The sequence below is a fragment of the Paralysiella testudinis genome, assembly GCF_016894345.1.
GTDB lineage: Bacteria > Pseudomonadota > Gammaproteobacteria > Burkholderiales > Neisseriaceae > Paralysiella > Paralysiella testudinis.
The window spans coordinates 754,433-769,425 of record NZ_CP069798.1 but is presented as its reverse complement, the minus strand read 5'-3'; the positions used below and the strand labels follow the sequence as shown (position 1 = coordinate 769,425).

Annotated in this window: 14 protein-coding genes and 3 tRNA genes; 5 read left to right on the top strand and 12 right to left on the bottom strand. The window is 56.2% G+C overall.

Going from position 1 to position 14,993, the window contains the following annotated elements; translation table 11 throughout:
- Positions 1 to 99: 99 nt before the first annotated feature.
- The 6 genes from JQU52_RS03880 to JQU52_RS03855 form a co-directional block, all read right to left on the bottom strand.
- Positions 100 to 1,368, bottom strand: coding sequence for an NRAMP family divalent metal transporter (locus JQU52_RS03880; RefSeq protein WP_230339835.1), 1,269 nt, complete (start codon positions 1,366 to 1,368; stop codon positions 100 to 102).
- 397 nt (positions 1,369 to 1,765) lie between these two features.
- The gene (locus JQU52_RS03875; RefSeq protein WP_230339834.1) at positions 1,766 to 2,554 is read right to left on the bottom strand and encodes a crotonase/enoyl-CoA hydratase family protein; all 789 of its coding nucleotides are present in this window, start codon (positions 2,552 to 2,554) and stop codon (positions 1,766 to 1,768) included.
- An 87-nt stretch (positions 2,555 to 2,641) separates the two neighbouring features.
- A complete protein-coding gene (gene murU, locus JQU52_RS03870; protein WP_230339833.1) occupies positions 2,642 to 3,340 on the bottom strand; it encodes an N-acetylmuramate alpha-1-phosphate uridylyltransferase MurU in 699 nt (232 codons plus the stop codon).
- A gap of 1 nt (position 3,341) precedes the next feature.
- On the bottom strand, positions 3,342 to 4,292 hold the full coding sequence (rarD, locus tag JQU52_RS03865; RefSeq protein ID WP_230339832.1) for an EamA family transporter RarD: 951 nt from the start codon (positions 4,290 to 4,292) through the stop codon (positions 3,342 to 3,344).
- A 671-nt stretch (positions 4,293 to 4,963) separates the two neighbouring features.
- Positions 4,964 to 6,181 (bottom strand): PilT/PilU family type 4a pilus ATPase, encoded by a 1,218-nt coding sequence (locus JQU52_RS14845; RefSeq protein WP_379060845.1) that lies wholly within the window; start codon positions 6,179 to 6,181, stop codon positions 4,964 to 4,966.
- Between the two features lie 1,038 nt (positions 6,182 to 7,219).
- Positions 7,220 to 8,260 (bottom strand): type IV pilus twitching motility protein PilT, encoded by a 1,041-nt coding sequence (locus JQU52_RS03855; protein ID WP_230339831.1) that lies wholly within the window; start codon positions 8,258 to 8,260, stop codon positions 7,220 to 7,222.
- A gap of 213 nt (positions 8,261 to 8,473) precedes the next feature.
- Here JQU52_RS03855 and JQU52_RS03850 point away from each other — a divergent pair, with 213 nt between their 5' ends.
- From JQU52_RS03850 to JQU52_RS03840, 3 genes are all read left to right on the top strand, one after another.
- Positions 8,474 to 9,151 (top strand): YggS family pyridoxal phosphate-dependent enzyme, encoded by a 678-nt coding sequence (locus JQU52_RS03850; RefSeq protein WP_230339830.1) that lies wholly within the window; start codon positions 8,474 to 8,476, stop codon positions 9,149 to 9,151.
- Between the two features lie 132 nt (positions 9,152 to 9,283).
- Positions 9,284 to 10,096: a pyrroline-5-carboxylate reductase gene (gene proC, locus JQU52_RS03845; protein WP_230340518.1), complete on the top strand. Its 813-nt coding sequence runs from the start codon at positions 9,284 to 9,286 to the stop codon at positions 10,094 to 10,096.
- The gene (locus tag JQU52_RS03840) at positions 10,096 to 10,662 is read left to right on the top strand and encodes a YggT family protein (protein ID WP_230339829.1); all 567 of its coding nucleotides are present in this window, start codon (positions 10,096 to 10,098) and stop codon (positions 10,660 to 10,662) included. Before proC ends, JQU52_RS03840 begins: the two co-directional genes overlap by 1 nt.
- Before the next feature lie 79 nt (positions 10,663 to 10,741).
- Here JQU52_RS03840 and JQU52_RS03835 read toward each other — a convergent pair whose 3' ends face one another.
- On the bottom strand, positions 10,742 to 11,041 hold the full coding sequence (locus JQU52_RS03835; protein WP_230339828.1) for a hypothetical protein: 300 nt from the start codon (positions 11,039 to 11,041) through the stop codon (positions 10,742 to 10,744).
- A 184-nt stretch (positions 11,042 to 11,225) separates the two neighbouring features.
- Between JQU52_RS03835 and dksA the strand changes: the two genes are divergently transcribed.
- Entirely contained in the window at positions 11,226 to 11,642 is a 417-nt protein-coding gene (dksA, locus tag JQU52_RS03830) for an RNA polymerase-binding protein DksA (protein WP_230339827.1), read from the top strand.
- A 75-nt stretch (positions 11,643 to 11,717) separates the two neighbouring features.
- Here the strand turns inward: dksA and rnhB are convergent, their stop codons facing one another.
- The 5 genes from rnhB to JQU52_RS03805 all read right to left on the bottom strand — a co-directional run bounded on the left by rnhB (position 11,718) and on the right by JQU52_RS03805 (position 13,827).
- Positions 11,718 to 12,329 carry a ribonuclease HII gene (gene rnhB / locus JQU52_RS03825; RefSeq protein WP_230339826.1) on the bottom strand — a complete coding sequence of 204 codons (612 nt, stop codon included), beginning with the start codon at positions 12,327 to 12,329 and terminating at the stop codon, positions 11,718 to 11,720.
- Positions 12,326 to 13,483 (bottom strand): lipid-A-disaccharide synthase, encoded by a 1,158-nt coding sequence (gene lpxB / locus JQU52_RS03820; protein WP_230339825.1) that lies wholly within the window; start codon positions 13,481 to 13,483, stop codon positions 12,326 to 12,328. Before lpxB ends, rnhB begins: the two co-directional genes overlap by 4 nt.
- Before the next feature lie 65 nt (positions 13,484 to 13,548).
- Positions 13,549 to 13,624 (bottom strand) — tRNA-His (locus JQU52_RS03815).
- A gap of 18 nt (positions 13,625 to 13,642) precedes the next feature.
- Positions 13,643 to 13,719: transfer RNA gene (locus JQU52_RS03810), tRNA-Arg, on the bottom strand.
- A gap of 30 nt (positions 13,720 to 13,749) precedes the next feature.
- Positions 13,750 to 13,827 (bottom strand) — tRNA-Pro (locus JQU52_RS03805).
- A 285-nt stretch (positions 13,828 to 14,112) separates the two neighbouring features.
- Here JQU52_RS03805 and folD point away from each other — a divergent pair.
- Positions 14,113 to 14,973: a bifunctional methylenetetrahydrofolate dehydrogenase/methenyltetrahydrofolate cyclohydrolase FolD gene (gene folD / locus JQU52_RS03800; RefSeq protein ID WP_230339824.1), complete on the top strand. Its 861-nt coding sequence runs from the start codon at positions 14,113 to 14,115 to the stop codon at positions 14,971 to 14,973.
- The last annotated feature ends 20 nt before the right edge of the window (positions 14,974 to 14,993 follow it).

Here is a 14,993-nt window from a genome sequence, read left to right as displayed (position 1 = left end):
ATATAAAAAGGCTGCCTGAAACGCTTTCAGGCAGCCTTTGCCGGTATTCACACCGCTTGCTAGGACACAATAAGCACCAAGGTATTGCCTACAACAAAGCTAGCCCAACAAACCGGTTTGGCTGAATAAAAACAGCAGGGTAAACGCACTCAAATACACCAGGCCAATCCACGCCAACCACAGCAGCCAGCGCGGCAAGGCGCCTACGCCGGTGTTTTTGCGCACCAAGCTTAAGTTGAGCCAGGCAAATATCGGCGTGCTCACAAACGAAGCAATCATGGCAAATTTAAGCATCGGCAATACCGCGCCTTTAAAGAACAAAATCACACACAAGCCGGCAATGGCGCCCAACACAATCCACACCGCCAACAGGCGGTTGCTGCGGTGCTGGCCGCCGGTAATCAGCCGCAGCGATTCCATATTGGTGCGCGAATAGCCGTCGATTACGGTGATGGTGGTGCCGTACATGCAGGCAAACGCCACAAACGCCACCAGCCAGCGCGCCCATTCGCCAATGGTGGCGGCGTACATATTGATCAGCTGGCCGATATAGGCGCCGCCGCCCATTTGCACCGGTGTGCCAGAGCCGTATTGCACCAGCGCGCCCAATGCCAGAAACACCAGCGCCAAGCAGGCGGTGCCAATGTAGCCCACGTTAAAATCAAACAAGCCGTCGGCATAGCTCACCGATTCCAACTTGCGTTTGGCCGCCACCCACATCGAATTGATGGCGGAAATTTCAATCGGTGCCGGCATCCAGCCCATCAATGCCACCATAAACGCCAGCGTGGCCAGATTCCATGGGCTGGGCTCGACAAAATCGGCCTGCATCGCCGCCCCTTTGCCAGCGGCAATCACCACCGCTGCCACGGTGGTGATGGTGAGGCTAATCATGATGATTTTGGACATGCGGTCTACCGTGCGGTAAGGGCCGGCCAGCAACATCAGCACCGCCGACGCCAACACCGCCAGCGCCAAGGCATTTACCGACCACTCGCCCGGCAGCACAAAGCCCAAAATGGCAGCACACAACATGCTCACGGCGGCAATATTAATCACCGTGGCAAATAAATTCAGCGCAAAAAACACCCACAAATACACCCGGCTTTTTTCAGCATAGCCTTCCAGCAGGCTTTTGCCGGTGCTCAGCGTGTATTGCGGGCCGAAACGGAAAAACGGGTATTTAAACACATTGGCCAGCACAATAATCAGTGCCAGCTGCCAGCCGTAGAGTGCACCGGCTTGGGTAGAGGCAATTAAATGCGAGCCGCCCACGGCGGCGGAAGCCATCATAATACCCGGACCCATAGCACGCAGGCGGCTGTGCCAACGTGAAGGGGAAAGTGTGGTTGCGCTTGGTTCGGTCATGCGGTGTTGGTCTTTCTGTTAAAAAAAAACACCCCGCCAAAGGTGCGGGGAATTAGACTTTATGTATATCAAATTAATGTGCAGATATTACGCTAAGTTCATACAGAAATAAATAAGATTCAAATAGACAATAAGTCTAATTTATGGATTTTGGCCTTAAACCAGCTTATCTTATGTCGATATCAGCATAAAACGCCGCAACTACAGTGATAACGCAGCTTTATGCTGTTGCTTGGCGGTTTAATCTGTCGCGTAGCTGCAAAAATGCAAGGCTGCCTGAAGTGCCGATTTGATACGGCTCATTCTTTCAGGCAGCCTTTAATCAATACGCGCACCGCCAAAATACTGTGTAGCAGGCTATCCATCAAGGCTGCCTGAAAACCTGGGATATGTCGTTTCAATCAAACTGACGCGGTAAAAATTCGGTTTGCGGGTCGCGGTCTTTTTTAACCGCGCGGCGCTGGTTTTTGCCAAGCAATAATTTGATTTGCCAGATTTTTTCCATGCGCAGCGTTTTTAATGGCTTGGTTTGCATGGTTTGCAATACCCGCTTCGCCGCCACATGGGCATCGGGCGAGCGCTCGGTCAGCTCGGCGGCCAAGGCATAAGCCGCCGCCAAAGGATTGTCGCTCAAATGCGTCACCAGCCCATATTCCGCCGCCGCTTCGCCGCTGAATACGCGCCCGCTGTAGGTCAGCTCGCGCAGCACATCTTGGCGCAACACGCCTTGGGCGGTGCGGCTGATGCCCATGTCCGGCACAATGCCCCAACGCGCCTCCAAAATCGCCCATTGGCTGCTTGGCGTGGCCAAGCGGATATCGGCACCCAGCGCCAGTTGCACACCAGCGCCCAAGCAATGCCCTTCTATCGCACACAATACCGGCAGCGGCAAATCCTGCCACACCAGCGCGGCATGCTGAAACAGGCTGCGCCCGGGCTTAATCAGCTCCCACATGGCGGTTTTGCGGTTGGCCGGATCGTTTAGATCGGCCAAATCAATACCGGCACAAAAAGTTTGCCCGCGCCCGGCCAACACCACCGCACGCACGCTTTGGTCTGCCCGCAACGTTTTGGCCGCCGCCACCAGTTCGCGCATGGCAGCAAAGCCGACGGCGTTTTTCTTTTGCGGCTGGTTCAGCCATACGGTGGCAATGCCTGCTTGCCGTTCTATTTCTACTAAAGCCATGTTTGCTCCCCTATTGCTGTTGGTTGTTATGATTAATTGAAGTGATGCACCTGTTAAACAAGGCTGCCTGAAACGCCATATTGATGTTTAATAACGCCAATCTGCCGCCAACTCATTCGCCTGTTGCAAGCGTTCAACCGTGCCCACATCCAGCCACAAGCCGCGATGCTCGCTACCGCTTACCTGCCCTTGCTGCATGGCGGTGCGCAATAAAGGCGCAAGTTTGGCGGCTTGGTGCGGCGCGGTGTCGGCAAACAATTGTGGGTGATAAACACCGATGCCGCTAAAGGTGAGCGCAATGCCTGCGCCCGCACTGCTTACAGCGCCATCGGCGGCCAGCACAAAGTCGCCGCCCGGATTGTGCGGCGGATTGGCCACCAGCCACAGATGCGCCAAAGTGCCGGCGGCCGACAACCGCGCCGCCTGTGCCAAGGCTGCCTGAAAGTCGATATCGGTAAGCACATCGCCGTTTACCACCAAAAACGGCGCCTCGCCCAACAGCGGCAAGGCGGTGGCAATGCCGCCGGCGGTTTCCAGCCCTTGCGCGCCTTCGGGCGAGTAGCGGATATGCACGCCGTAATCGGCACCATCGCCCAGCCGCGCTTCGATTTGCGCCCCCAGCCAAGCGTGGTTAATCACCACTTCGGTGATGCCTGCCGCTTGCAAACGGCGCAGATGGTGGCCGATTAACGGCTCCGAGCCCACCGCCAACAAAGGCTTGGGGCAGTGGTCGGTAAGCGGGCGCATGCGCTCGCCGCGACCGGCGGCCAAAATCATTGCTTTCATGCTATTCCTTTACTACTGCGCTGGCTGTATTACTGCGGCGGTGGCGGGCATAGCTGGCGGCGGCAAACAACAACACCCCGCCCCACACCCACACATAGCCGATAAAGCGCACCGCATCAAAGGTTTCGTGAAATACCCACAGGCCGATAATAAATTGCAGCGTGGGCGACACATACTGAATCATGCCCAAGCTGGCCAAGCTGATGCGGCGGGCGGCGGCGGCAAACAACAGCAAGGGCAGCGTGGTAACCACGCCGCTACCCACAATCAGCAACATCGGCAGCCACGGCAACGCGCCAAACAGCAGCTGCCCGTGTATTTTTGCCCACGCCAGATAGGCCAAGGCCAAGGGCAGCAACATCAGTGTTTCCAGCGTTAGCCCCGGCAGCGCGCCCAGCGGCGCGTTTTTGCGCAGCAGGCCGTAAATACCCCAGCTGATGCTCAAGCCCAGCGCCACCCACGGCATGCGTCCGCCCAGTATCGCCAGCCACAGCACACCCACCGTGGCCAAGCCCACCGCCAGCCATTGCAGCCACGGCAAACGGTCTTTCAGAAATACACGCCCCAAGGCAATCGTAACTAAGGGCGACATAAAATAGCCCAAGCTCGCATCCAGTACATGGTGGTTGGTAACCGCCCACAAATAAGTGAGCCAATTCACCGCCAACACCAGCGAGGAAAGCACAAACACCCGCCACACACGGGGGTTGCGCAAGGCCGCGGCCAATACCGGCCATTGCCGCTGCCAGCAAACCAAACCCACCGCCAACAACGACGACCAGACAATGCGCTGCGCCAACAACTGATCCGCCCCCACGCCCTGCCCCAACAACGGCAGCCAATACAGCGGAAACAGACCCCAAAACACATAGCAGAGCAGCGCATACAGCAGCCCTTTTTGTGACTCGTTCCAATTTTGCGTTGGGCTGTGCCAACGCGGTGCGCCTGCCATAGTGGGTGTCCGTGATAAAGGTTTGTTTTTCAGCTATCCAGCTGAAGATCCGAATTTATTTTTATTAAAGGCTGCCTGAAAGGTTGAGTTGTCAAGCCCAATGTTTCAGGCTTCTTGCCGGTTTTGTTGGGTTTTCAACCCAACCTACAGCCTGTCACATTTTCATATATTCCACAGCGCCCGTCGCACCTGCGCAGGCAGGTGCCCAGTTCAAAGCGGCGCTTTGATTCCGCTAAAGCCGAGTTGCCTTATTCTGTACAACTGAAGCTTTGCTTCAGACTGGGCACCTGCCTGCGCAGGTGCGACCTATTTTTAAGGCTGCCTGAACCGTAAAATAAAACCCCTTCCATTTTAAAACGGTTATATTTTTAATGTATTGCCGCACCAATATGCATTTGTGGACTTCAGGCAGCCTAAAGGCATATTGCCATTGGCGCTGCTACCGCTTTTAAAGTTACAGGGTTTTCATACGTACGGCTCTGGATGTTATCTGCGTTCAATGGATTGCTAAATCCAGTTCGGCAATGACAAAAATTTGAACGCTTCCGATTATCCTAAACCAAACACCGACACCTGATTCCCGATACCTGATTAAAGGCTGCCTGAAAGCCTGCCACCAGCAAAACGGCCATTGTACAGTCTGCACAATGGCCGTTGTTGCCGTTGCGGCTTTAAATCAAATTCAAATCGCCCACACGGTCGAAGATATGGCCGGAGGCTCGGCCTTCTTCGTAGAGTTTGATGCGCAGGCGCAAGTCGTTCACCGAGTCGGCCTGGCGCAAGGCTTCATCGTAATCGATGATTTCTTCGCAATAAAGGTCGAATAGGTCTTGGTCGAAGGTTTGCATGCCGTCTTGCTCGGCCTTGTTCATCAGCGCCTTCATCTCCATCAATTCACCCTTGAAGATGTAGTCTTGCATCGCCGGGGTGTTGATGAGCAAATCCACAATGGCGCGGCGGCCTTTGCCGCCTTTTTTCACGACCAAGCGCTGGCCGATGATGCACACCAGATTGAGCGCCAAATCCATCAACACCTGTTTGTGCTGCTCTTCCGGGTAGAAGTTCAGAATCCGCTCCACCGCTTGGTTGGCATTGCTGGCATGGATGGTAAAAAAGCACAAATGGCCGGTTTGCGCCAATTGCATGGCGTATTCGAGGCTTTGCTCGTTGCGAACCTCGCCCACGCACACCACGTCAGGCGCCTGGCGCATGGCACTTTGCACCGCGTTGCTCCAGCTTAAGGTATCGATGCCCACTTCGCGGTGGGTAACAATGCTTTTTTTGGGCTGGTGGATGTACTCAATCGGGTCTTCAATGGTAACGATATGCCCGGCCTGATGTTCGTTGCGCCAATCAATCATCGCCGCCATCGAGGTGGATTTACCCGAGCCGGTGGCCCCGGCCAGAATAATCAGCCCGCGCGGCTTCATCGCCAAATCTTTCAGCGCTTGCGGTAAAAACAAATCGTCGACAGTGGCGATTTCGGTGGTGAGCCGCCGCAACACCATGCCGATGCGGCCTTGCTCATGGTAGGCGTTGACACGGAAACGCACGCCGTTTTTGGCCTGTAAGGAATAGTTCAACTCCAGCTCATGGGCAAATTTGTGTTGCTGTGCCGCATTCATGGTGGAATACACAATTTTGGCCGCTTCTTCGCGGCTGAGCGGGTGCACCGGCGCCGGGGTGAGCGTGCCGTCGATTTTAAACGCCGGGGCGAAGCCGGTGCTGATAAAGATATCCGAAGCCTTTAAGCGCAAAGACTCCACCGCCATTTTTTCCAGCAAGGGATGCGGATACACCGGCGCGGCCAAGCCTTCATGCGCGGCAGGGGTTTCAGGCAGTGTGCCGGTGCCGGTATGCGGCTGTTCGGGGGTAAGCGTTGAATTCACAGAAGGCTCCGTATCTAATGAAAAATCGGTTTGCGCCAATATGCCTGCGGCCAACACAGACTCGGCAGGCACAGGCGGTGCGGCGGCCGGTGTGGCCAGCGCGGGGCTGAGTGCTGCTTTGGCAGTGTCGCTTTCCGGCGCTGCGGTTTCAGGCAGCGTTGATGCCGCCACAGGCTCGGCGACAGTGGCTGATGTGGATGTGTCTTCAAGCTGAACCGCCGCTGCACCAAGCGGTTCAGATGTCGCTATTGCGGCTTCTGCCACCGCTATTTCCGCCACAAAGCCATCGGTATTTTCAGCAGGCACATCGCTGTTGGCGGTATCCGGCACGATTTCCGGCACAGACTCAGACGGTAATGCTTCAGGTAGCGTTGGAGCAGATAGCTCTGCTTCGACAACGGTTTCCGTTGTTATCGGCTCACTGCTGTCGGCAGCCAAACCGCCAAGCGCAGCATCTGAGTTGGCTTGCGGCTCAACTGTCGATACCGGTTTGTTTAGCGGCTCGGCAACAGCCACGGCATCCATTTCAGCTTCAGCCATGGGCTCTACCGTGCCAAGCGTTACTGCGACAATGGTTTCTTGAGTGGTTTCCGGGTTGATTGCCGCACCGGCTGCGGCCTGAGGCACCGCATCAACCTGCGCCGTGGCAGCGTCGTCTACCTCGAATACAACAAACTCCAAGCCCTCATCTGCTGCGGCGTTATATGTCGTGGCGCTATCGGCGCCGGGCGCAGGCGTAGTCAACTCATCCGGCGCAAACCATTCCAACGCCTCATCATTCCCATTCTGTAAATCAGGCACGGCTACCGGGGGCTTATCCGTCACGCCGGGGCTAGGCTCGGGCGGCGTTGCCGCTGCGGTTGTTTCGGTTGGCGCTGCGGTGGCATTCGGTTGTTTATAGCTGGACACCATATCCGACAATAGCGAGGCCAAGTCTTGGCTGGGGGCTTTTTCTTTATGCATACGTGCTCTGCCTGTTATCCGTGTGAATGGAATGCTGAATCATTAAGCCATGCTGCGGCCTGCCATGATGCCAGCTTACGACAATTGATCCGGGTTTTGCGCCTTGCTGCGCGCGGTTTCCAAGCTGATGCGGTTTTGCCGCACCAAGCCTTGCAGGCATTGATCCAGCGTTTGCATGCCCGAATTCTGGCCGGTTTGCAGCACCGAGCCGATTTGGGCGATTTTGTTTTCACGAATCAGGTTGCGCACCGCCGGAGTGGAAATCAGGATTTCATGTGCCGCCACCCGGCCGCTACCGTCGCGGGTTTTGAGCAGGGTTTGCGAAATCACCGCGCGCAAGCTTTCCGACAACATAGAGCGCACCATTTCTTTTTCCCCGGCTGGGAATACGTCCACAATCCGGTCTACGGTTTTGGCTGCACCGGTGGTATGCAAGGTGCCGAACACCAAGTGACCGGTTTCGGCGGCGGTGAGCGCCAAGCCGATGGTTTCCGGGTCGCGCATCTCGCCCACCAGAATCACGTCCGGGTCTTCACGCAGCGCCGAGCGCAGAGCGTTGGCAAAGCTATGGGTGTGTTCGTGCAGCTCGCGTTGGTTTACCAAGGCTTTTTTACTTTGATGCACAAACTCAATCGGGTCTTCAATGGTGAGGATGTGTGCCGGATGGGTATTGTTGATGTAGTCGATCATCGCCGCCAAGGTGGTGGACTTGCCCGAACCGGTGGGGCCGGTCACCAGCACCAAGCCGCGCGGGGTGTCGGCAATTTTTTGAAAAATGCGCGGCGCATTCAACTCTTCCAGCGTAAGCACCTTGCTGGGAATGGTACGGAACACCGCCGCCGGGCCGCGCTCGGTATTAAAAGCATTCACACGGAAGCGCGATACATTGGGCAAATCAAAAGAAAAGTCGGTTTCCAGATTTTGCTGGTAGTTTTTGCGCTGGTTGTCGTTCATCACCGACGTAATCAGCTTGCCCACTTCTTCGTCGCTCATTTCCGGCAAGTTGATGCGGCGGATGTCGCCGTGCACGCGAATCATTGGCGGCAGCCCGGCACTCAGGTGCAAGTCGGAAGCTTTATTTTTGACGGCAAACGCCAACAAATCGGTAATTTGCATATTTAAACGCCTTCACAAAATTAAATTTAATTTCACAATCGCTTATTCTAATCAACCCGCGGCGCAAATCAAATGAAAAAATTTGTTTTCACGCAAATTATTCCGTATTGTGTCACCTTGCGGCGGCGAATCCGGCATTTTGCATACAATACAACACTTTTTTATTTTTGTTTGGTGCCGCCACCACCCCTACATCATACACAGGCAGACATTATGTCTATGTTAATCCAACAATGGCAATCGGTACGCCAACAATGCGCCAACCTTGCCGCCGCCAACGGCCACGCCGTTACCCTGATTGCGGTGAGCAAAACCTTTCCCGCCGCCGATATCCGCACCTTATATGAAGCCGGGCAGCGCGATTTTGGCGAAAACTACATTCAGGAATGGCAACAGAAATGCACCGAACTGGCCGATTTGGATGATTTGGCTTGGCACATCATCGGCCAAATTCAGGCCAACAAAAGCCGCAGCGTGGCCGAGCGGGCGCATTGGGTGCACACTGTCGATCGCGCCAAAATCGCCCGCCGCTTAAGCGAGCAGCGCCCCGACACCATGCCGCCCTTGAATGTGTGCATCGAAATCAACATTGCCGCCGAGGCCAACAAGCACGGCATTGGGGCGGATGAATTGCTACCGCTGGCGCAATACATCGCCACCCTGCCGCGTCTGCGCCTGCGCGGGCTGATGTGCGTGGCCAAGGCCGACAGCACCCGTGCCGAGCTAACGCAACAATTCACACGCATGCAGCAGCTATTGGCTAAGCTTCAGACCGCCGGATTGGCCGTAGACACCTTATCCATGGGCATGAGCGCCGATATGGACACCGCCATAGCCTGCGGCGCCACCCAAGTGCGGGTGGGCAGTGCCATTTTCGGGCGGCGGCAATAAGTCTTTTCAGGCAGCCTTTAATAAAATGAATCTGTCGCTTCAGTTGATAACTGAAATGGCGTGCCCATTTAACTCAAGGCTGCCTGAAATACCAAGCCAACACACATTATTTAAAAATAGAGATTGAACACCATGACAGTTTACTTCCTCGGCGGCGGCAATATGGCCGCCGCCATTATTGCCGGTATGGTGCGCCACGGCGGCTATGCCATTCATGTGGTGGGGCGCAATGCCGCCAAACAACAGCAATTGGCCGAGCGCTACGGCGTGGCCATCTCATCCACCCTGCCCGCGCTCAATGCCGATGATGTGTTGGTGCTGGCGGTAAAGCCGCAAGACATGCAGGCGGCCACCGCCGGTATCGACACCGGTGGCGCGTTGGTGCTCAGCGTGGCCGCCGGCTTGACCACCGCCACCTTAAGCCGCTGGCTGGGCGGCAGCACGCGCATTATACGCATCATGCCCAACACCCCCGGCCAAGTGGGCATGGGCATGGCCGGGCTGTATGCGCCCGCACACATCAGCGCTGCCGACAAAGCCTTTACCGAAACGCTGATGCGCACCACCGGCCAAGTGCTGTGGCTGCCTGAAGAAGACGATATGCACCGCATCGTCGGCATTTGCGGCAGCGGCCCCGCTTATGTGTTTTACCTGCTCAATGCCTTGCAACAAGCCGCGCAGGCACAAGGCTTTGATGCCGCCGAAGCCCGCCGTTTAAGCTTGGCCACGTTTAACGGAGCGGTGGCACTGGCCGCCGCAGCCGACACCGATTTTGCCCAGCTGCAGCAAAATGTCACCTCCAAAGGCGGCACCACCCACGAAGCCATCGAAACCTTCAGGCAGCATCATGTGGCCGAAGCCATTGCCGAGGGCGTGGCCGCCTGCGTGGCGCGTTCCCGCGCCTTGGGTTTACAGTTTGCCGCCGATACTCAGGAGGTGCGCTAATGCCTCTGTTGAGCAAAGTGATTTTATTGCTGGCCGATGTATTGGCGATTGTGTGCTTGGCGCGCATGTTGTTGCAATGGGGGCAATTGCACTACAAACAGCCCTTGGCCGAATTCTGCCGCAGCAGCACCGACTGGCTGATTAAACCCTTGCGCAAACTGGCGCCGCCCTTAGGCCGTTGGGACAGCGCTTGTGTGCTGGCGGTGCTGTTGGTGTATTACCTTGCCTACACCGCCGCCATGTTGTTGGGGCTGCCTGAAATCCAAATCAGCGCCAAGCTGGTGGCCGCCAATGTGCTGTTTACCGTGTTTTCGGCGCTCAAAGCTTTGGCCTACACCTTATTGCTGGGCTTGGTGTTGCGCATGATGTTGAGCTTTGCCGCACCCGCCGCGCCGATTATGCCGGTGTTGCAGCGTATTTTTGATCCGCTCACACGCCCGTTTGCCTTTTTGCGTATCGGCCGCATGGATTTTTCTGCCACCGTATTGGTGCTGGCCTTATGGTTGTGGCTGAGCCATTTTGCCCCGCAAGTGATGATGCAGCTCAATCTGTGGTTGCTGCGTTAATACCAATCCTAAAAAACAATCTAACTGCGTTGGCTCGCCTGGTTATCTTACTTTTTTAGGATTGGTATACGCGCCCTATTCACAAAATACTGGTGCCTGCGGTAATTCGTGCTATGATGCCCGCACTTTTCAGAGCCTGTTTATTGTCTTTTTTGTAGCTGTTTTTAGTACAGAAGCAGGCACAGGCAAGGCAAAAAGCACAACCAAAGCCCCCTTTGGCGCGCATTTTTAACGCAGCATGAGCCTGTTTATGTGCTGAAAACGGCACAATATAGTGAAATAATATAGTGAAATGAAGAATGAAGTGATACAAGGCGCGAAGCCGCAGACAGTACAGATAGTACGGAACAGAGTTTGTTGGCGCTTTGGCGCCGTACAAAATCGTTCACTTTGCGCTAAGGCGCAGCAACGCCGTAGCACTTCGTTATGCATTTCACTATAAAAGATAATCAACAGGCGCTCCGTAGCAGCTTGACAAAATAAGCTTGTGAATACATGGCCTAACCCAATAAAGGCTGCCTGAAACAACCGTTCACAAGCATTGATTTGAGAAAGACCGCACGATGACAAAACTCACAGAACAAGACATCCTCCACTGGAGTGGCCCTGAAGAAGAGTATATGAACGAAGCGCAGCAGGAGTTCTTCCGCGAATTGCTGTTGAAGCTGCAAGAAGAGCTGATCAGCAATGCGTCGGCCACCACCGGCCATTTGCAAGAGCAAGACGCCACGCCCGACCCGGCTGACCGCGCTACTTTGGAAGAAGAGTATGCGCTGGAATTGCGCACCCGCGACCGCGAGCGCAAACTGCTCAACAAAATCCAGGCTTCGCTGCGCCAAATCGACGAAGGCGAATACGGCTTCTGCCAAGATACGGGCGAGCCCATCGGCCTCAAACGCCTGCTCGCCCGCCCCACCGCCACCTTCTCGGTAGAAGCGCAAGAGCGGCGCGAACGGATGAAAAAACAGTTTGCCGACTAAATCGGCGCTGTTATCAGCAATAACAAAAAAGCTTTCAGGCAGCCTGAAAGCTTTTTTTGTTTTACCAACCCCACTTCAATCCAACTTCTCAAACAACCGCCCTTGCGCCAACAGCGCCCGCACCGGCGCAAAATCCGCCCGATGTTGCGGCAGCACGCCATGCTGTTGTAATGCCGCCAAATGCGCCGCCGTGCCATAGCCTTTGTGGCGGGCAAAGCCGTATTGCGGGTATTGCGCATCCAGCGCATACATTTCTGCATCGCGTGCGGTTTTAGCCAAAATAGAGGCGGCGGAAATGGCGGCGATTTTGCCGTCGCCCTGCACCACCGCTTCGGCGGGCATGGGCAAATCGGGGGGAGTGCGGTTGCCGTCGACCCACACTTTTTCAGGCAGCCTATTTAAACCGGTCACCGCGCGGCGCATCGCCAACAGCGTGGCATGCAGAATATTGTATCGGGCAATTTCGGCTACATCCGCCGCCGCCACGCTCCAAGCCAAGGCTTGCGCCCGAATCTGCACCGCCAATGTGTCGCGCCGATGCTCGCTCAGTTTTTTAGAATCGGTCAAGCCGGGCAAATCATAATCGGCAGGCAGCATCACCGCCGCCGCAAACACGCTACCCACCAAGGGGCCGCGCCCGGCTTCGTCTACCCCGGCATGTTGCGGCAACACCGCATACACCGTCATGCCGCCGCACCTTGGGCGTGGCGCAACACCGCATCGGCGGCCAAGGCGGCGGTGTCTTGCTTCAGCAGCAAATGCAAATCGGTAAACGCCTGTTCCAGCGCGGCCACTTCGGCGGGGGCGCGATACCAAGCCAGCATGGCGGCGGCCAGTTTTTCCGGCGTGGCATCGTGTTGCAGCAGCTCCGGCACCGCCATGCGCCCCAGCAATACATTGGGCAGCCCCACATACGGCACCTTGATTTTACGCCTCACATAAGCATAGGTGAGCGGTGAAATTTTATAGCTGATTACCATCGGCCGTTTGCACAAAGCCACTTCCAACGTGGCGGTGCCGCTGGCCACCAGCACCGCATCGGCGGCGGTACAGGCCAAATCGGCCTTACCCGACAGCAATTGCAGCGGCAGTTGTTCATATAGCGGCGTGGCCAATAAAGCCTGCACACGGGTGCGGGTGGCCGCAGTGGCCAGCGGCAACACAAAGCGCGCCTGCGGATAATCGCGCAACATCAGCAAGGCTGCCTGAAAAAACAGCGGTGCCATATAATCGATTTCACTCACGCGGCTGCCCGGCATCAGCGCAAACACCGGCACATCGTCGGCCAATTTCAGCCGCGCCCGTGCAGCGGCTTTGTCGGCCACCACCGGCAAGGTTTGCGCCAAAGGATGGCCCACAAACTGCGCCCGCCCGCCCGCCGCTTCATACAAGGGCGGCTCCATTGGAAACAAACACAGCACCTCGTCTACTTGGTGCACAATTTTGGCCACCCGCTCGCGCCGCCACGCCCATACCGACGGGCTCACATAATGCACGGTGCGGATACCGGCGGCTTTGAGCTTGGCGGCCACGCCCAAATTAAAATCGGGTGCATCAATGCCCACAAACACATCCGGGCGCAGCGCGGTTAAGTCACGCACCAAGCCTTGGCGGATGCGCCAAATTTCAGGCAGCCTTTTAATCACTTCGGCAAAGCCGCGCACCGCCAGTTTTTCTTGCTCGTATAAGCTGTTGATGCCTTCGGCCAACATGCGCGGGCCGCCAATGCCCACAAAGCGCACCTGCGGGCAACGCGCCTTAATCGCCGCCATCAAATGCGCGCCCAGCAAATCGCCGGAGGCTTCGCCGGCACACAAAGCAATGGTGAGGGGTTTGTTCATAACAATAGCCACTTTACGCAAACGGTAAAAAAGCCCGAGTGGTCTGCACTCGGGCTTTTTTAATCTGGGGTGGCTGATGGGGCTCGAACCCACGACCACTGGAATCACAATCCAGGGCTCTACCAACTGAGCTACAACCACCACTGAAAACGAAATCTTTGGCACGCCCGACAGGAATCGAACCTGTAACCCCCGGCTTAGAAGGCCGGTGCTCTATCCGGTTGAGCTACGGGCGCTCTAACCTTGGCTGGGGTTGGGCTATGCTGTGGTCGGGGTGGTGGGATTCGAACTCACGACCCTCTGCTCCCAAAGCAGATGCGCTAACCAGGCTGCGCTACACCCCGACGAGAGATGCGAACTATACCCGCGGGCTGTATGCCCGTCAAGCACTCGATGCGGCTTTTTTGCAGATTTTTTGCAACCACTCATGGCAACAATACCGTGTGGTTAAAAACGCCAGCCGTATGCTTAAATCCGGCACAAATAAGCTCAGCCAAGAATGCCACGTTTCAGGCAGCCTAAAATCCAAGATGAAAGCCAAGGCAAAAAATGCGACAATACACCGTTTTGTGCAATGCAACGCCAGCATCTGCGCTTTATCGATTGCCCACCCATTGAAAGCCCGCCCTATGACAGCCCAAATCATCGACGGTAAACAGATTTCCCAACAACGCCTGGCCGTGGTGGCCAAAGCCGTTACCGGCCGCCAGGCACAAGGCCTGCGCGCACCCTGTTTGGCGGTGGTGCTGGTGGGGCATGATCCGGCCAGCGCAGTGTATGTGCGCAACAAAAAGCTGGCCTGTGAAAAAGTGGGCTTCGATTCACGCTCTTACGAGCTGCCTGAAAGCACGCCCGAAGCCGAGCTGCTGGCACTGATTGACGAAATGAATGCCGACAACAGCGTTGACGGCATTTTGGTGCAACTGCCGCTGCCGGAGCACATCGACAGCCAGCATGTGCTGGAGCGCATTGTGCCGCACAAAGATGTAGACGGCTTCCACCCCTACAATGTGGGGCGTTTGGCGGTAAAAATGCCACTGATGCGCCCGTGCACCCCCAAAGGCGTGATGACCCTGCTCGCCAGCTGCGGCGTGGATGTGGTGGGCAAAAAAGCGGTGGTGGTGGGCGCATCCAATATTGTGGGCCGCCCGCAAGCACTGGAATTATTGTTGGCACGCGCCACCGTAACCATTTGCCACAGCGCCACGCAAAACCTGGCCGCCGAAGTGGCCGCCGCCGATATTGTGGTGGTGGGCGTGGGCATTCCCAACTTTGTGAAAGGCGAATGGATTAAACCGGGCGCCGTGGTGATCGACGTGGGCATCAACCGCCTGCCCAACGGCAAGCTGTGCGGCGATGTGGAATTTGACGTTGCCAAAGAGCGCGCCGCCATGATTACCCCCGTGCCCGGCGGCGTGGGGCCGATGACCATCGCCACCTTATTGGAAAACACCCTCGCCGCCGCCCAAATGCACGACCAAACGATTTAAAAAGGCTACCTGAAACCCTG

Coding starts and splice junctions, on each gene's coding strand:
- JQU52_RS03880 (WP_230339835.1), bottom strand. CDS start 1,368: ATGACCGAACCAAGCGCAACCACACTTTCCCCTTCACGTTGGCACAGC.
- JQU52_RS03875 (WP_230339834.1), bottom strand. CDS start 2,554: ATGGCTTTAGTAGAAATAGAACGGCAAGCAGGCATTGCCACCGTATGG.
- murU (WP_230339833.1), bottom strand. CDS start 3,340: ATGAAAGCAATGATTTTGGCCGCCGGTCGCGGCGAGCGCATGCGCCCG.
- rarD (WP_230339832.1), bottom strand. CDS start 4,292: ATGGCAGGCGCACCGCGTTGGCACAGCCCAACGCAAAATTGGAACGAG.
- JQU52_RS03855 (WP_230339831.1), bottom strand. CDS start 8,260: ATGCAAATTACCGATTTGTTGGCGTTTGCCGTCAAAAATAAAGCTTCC.
- JQU52_RS03850 (WP_230339830.1), top strand. CDS start 8,474: ATGTCTATGTTAATCCAACAATGGCAATCGGTACGCCAACAATGCGCC.
- proC (WP_230340518.1), top strand. CDS start 9,284: ATGACAGTTTACTTCCTCGGCGGCGGCAATATGGCCGCCGCCATTATT.
- JQU52_RS03840 (WP_230339829.1), top strand. CDS start 10,096: ATGCCTCTGTTGAGCAAAGTGATTTTATTGCTGGCCGATGTATTGGCG.
- dksA (WP_230339827.1), top strand. CDS start 11,226: ATGACAAAACTCACAGAACAAGACATCCTCCACTGGAGTGGCCCTGAA.
- rnhB (WP_230339826.1), bottom strand. CDS start 12,329: ATGACGGTGTATGCGGTGTTGCCGCAACATGCCGGGGTAGACGAAGCC.
- lpxB (WP_230339825.1), bottom strand. CDS start 13,483: ATGAACAAACCCCTCACCATTGCTTTGTGTGCCGGCGAAGCCTCCGGC.
- folD (WP_230339824.1), top strand. CDS start 14,113: ATGACAGCCCAAATCATCGACGGTAAACAGATTTCCCAACAACGCCTG.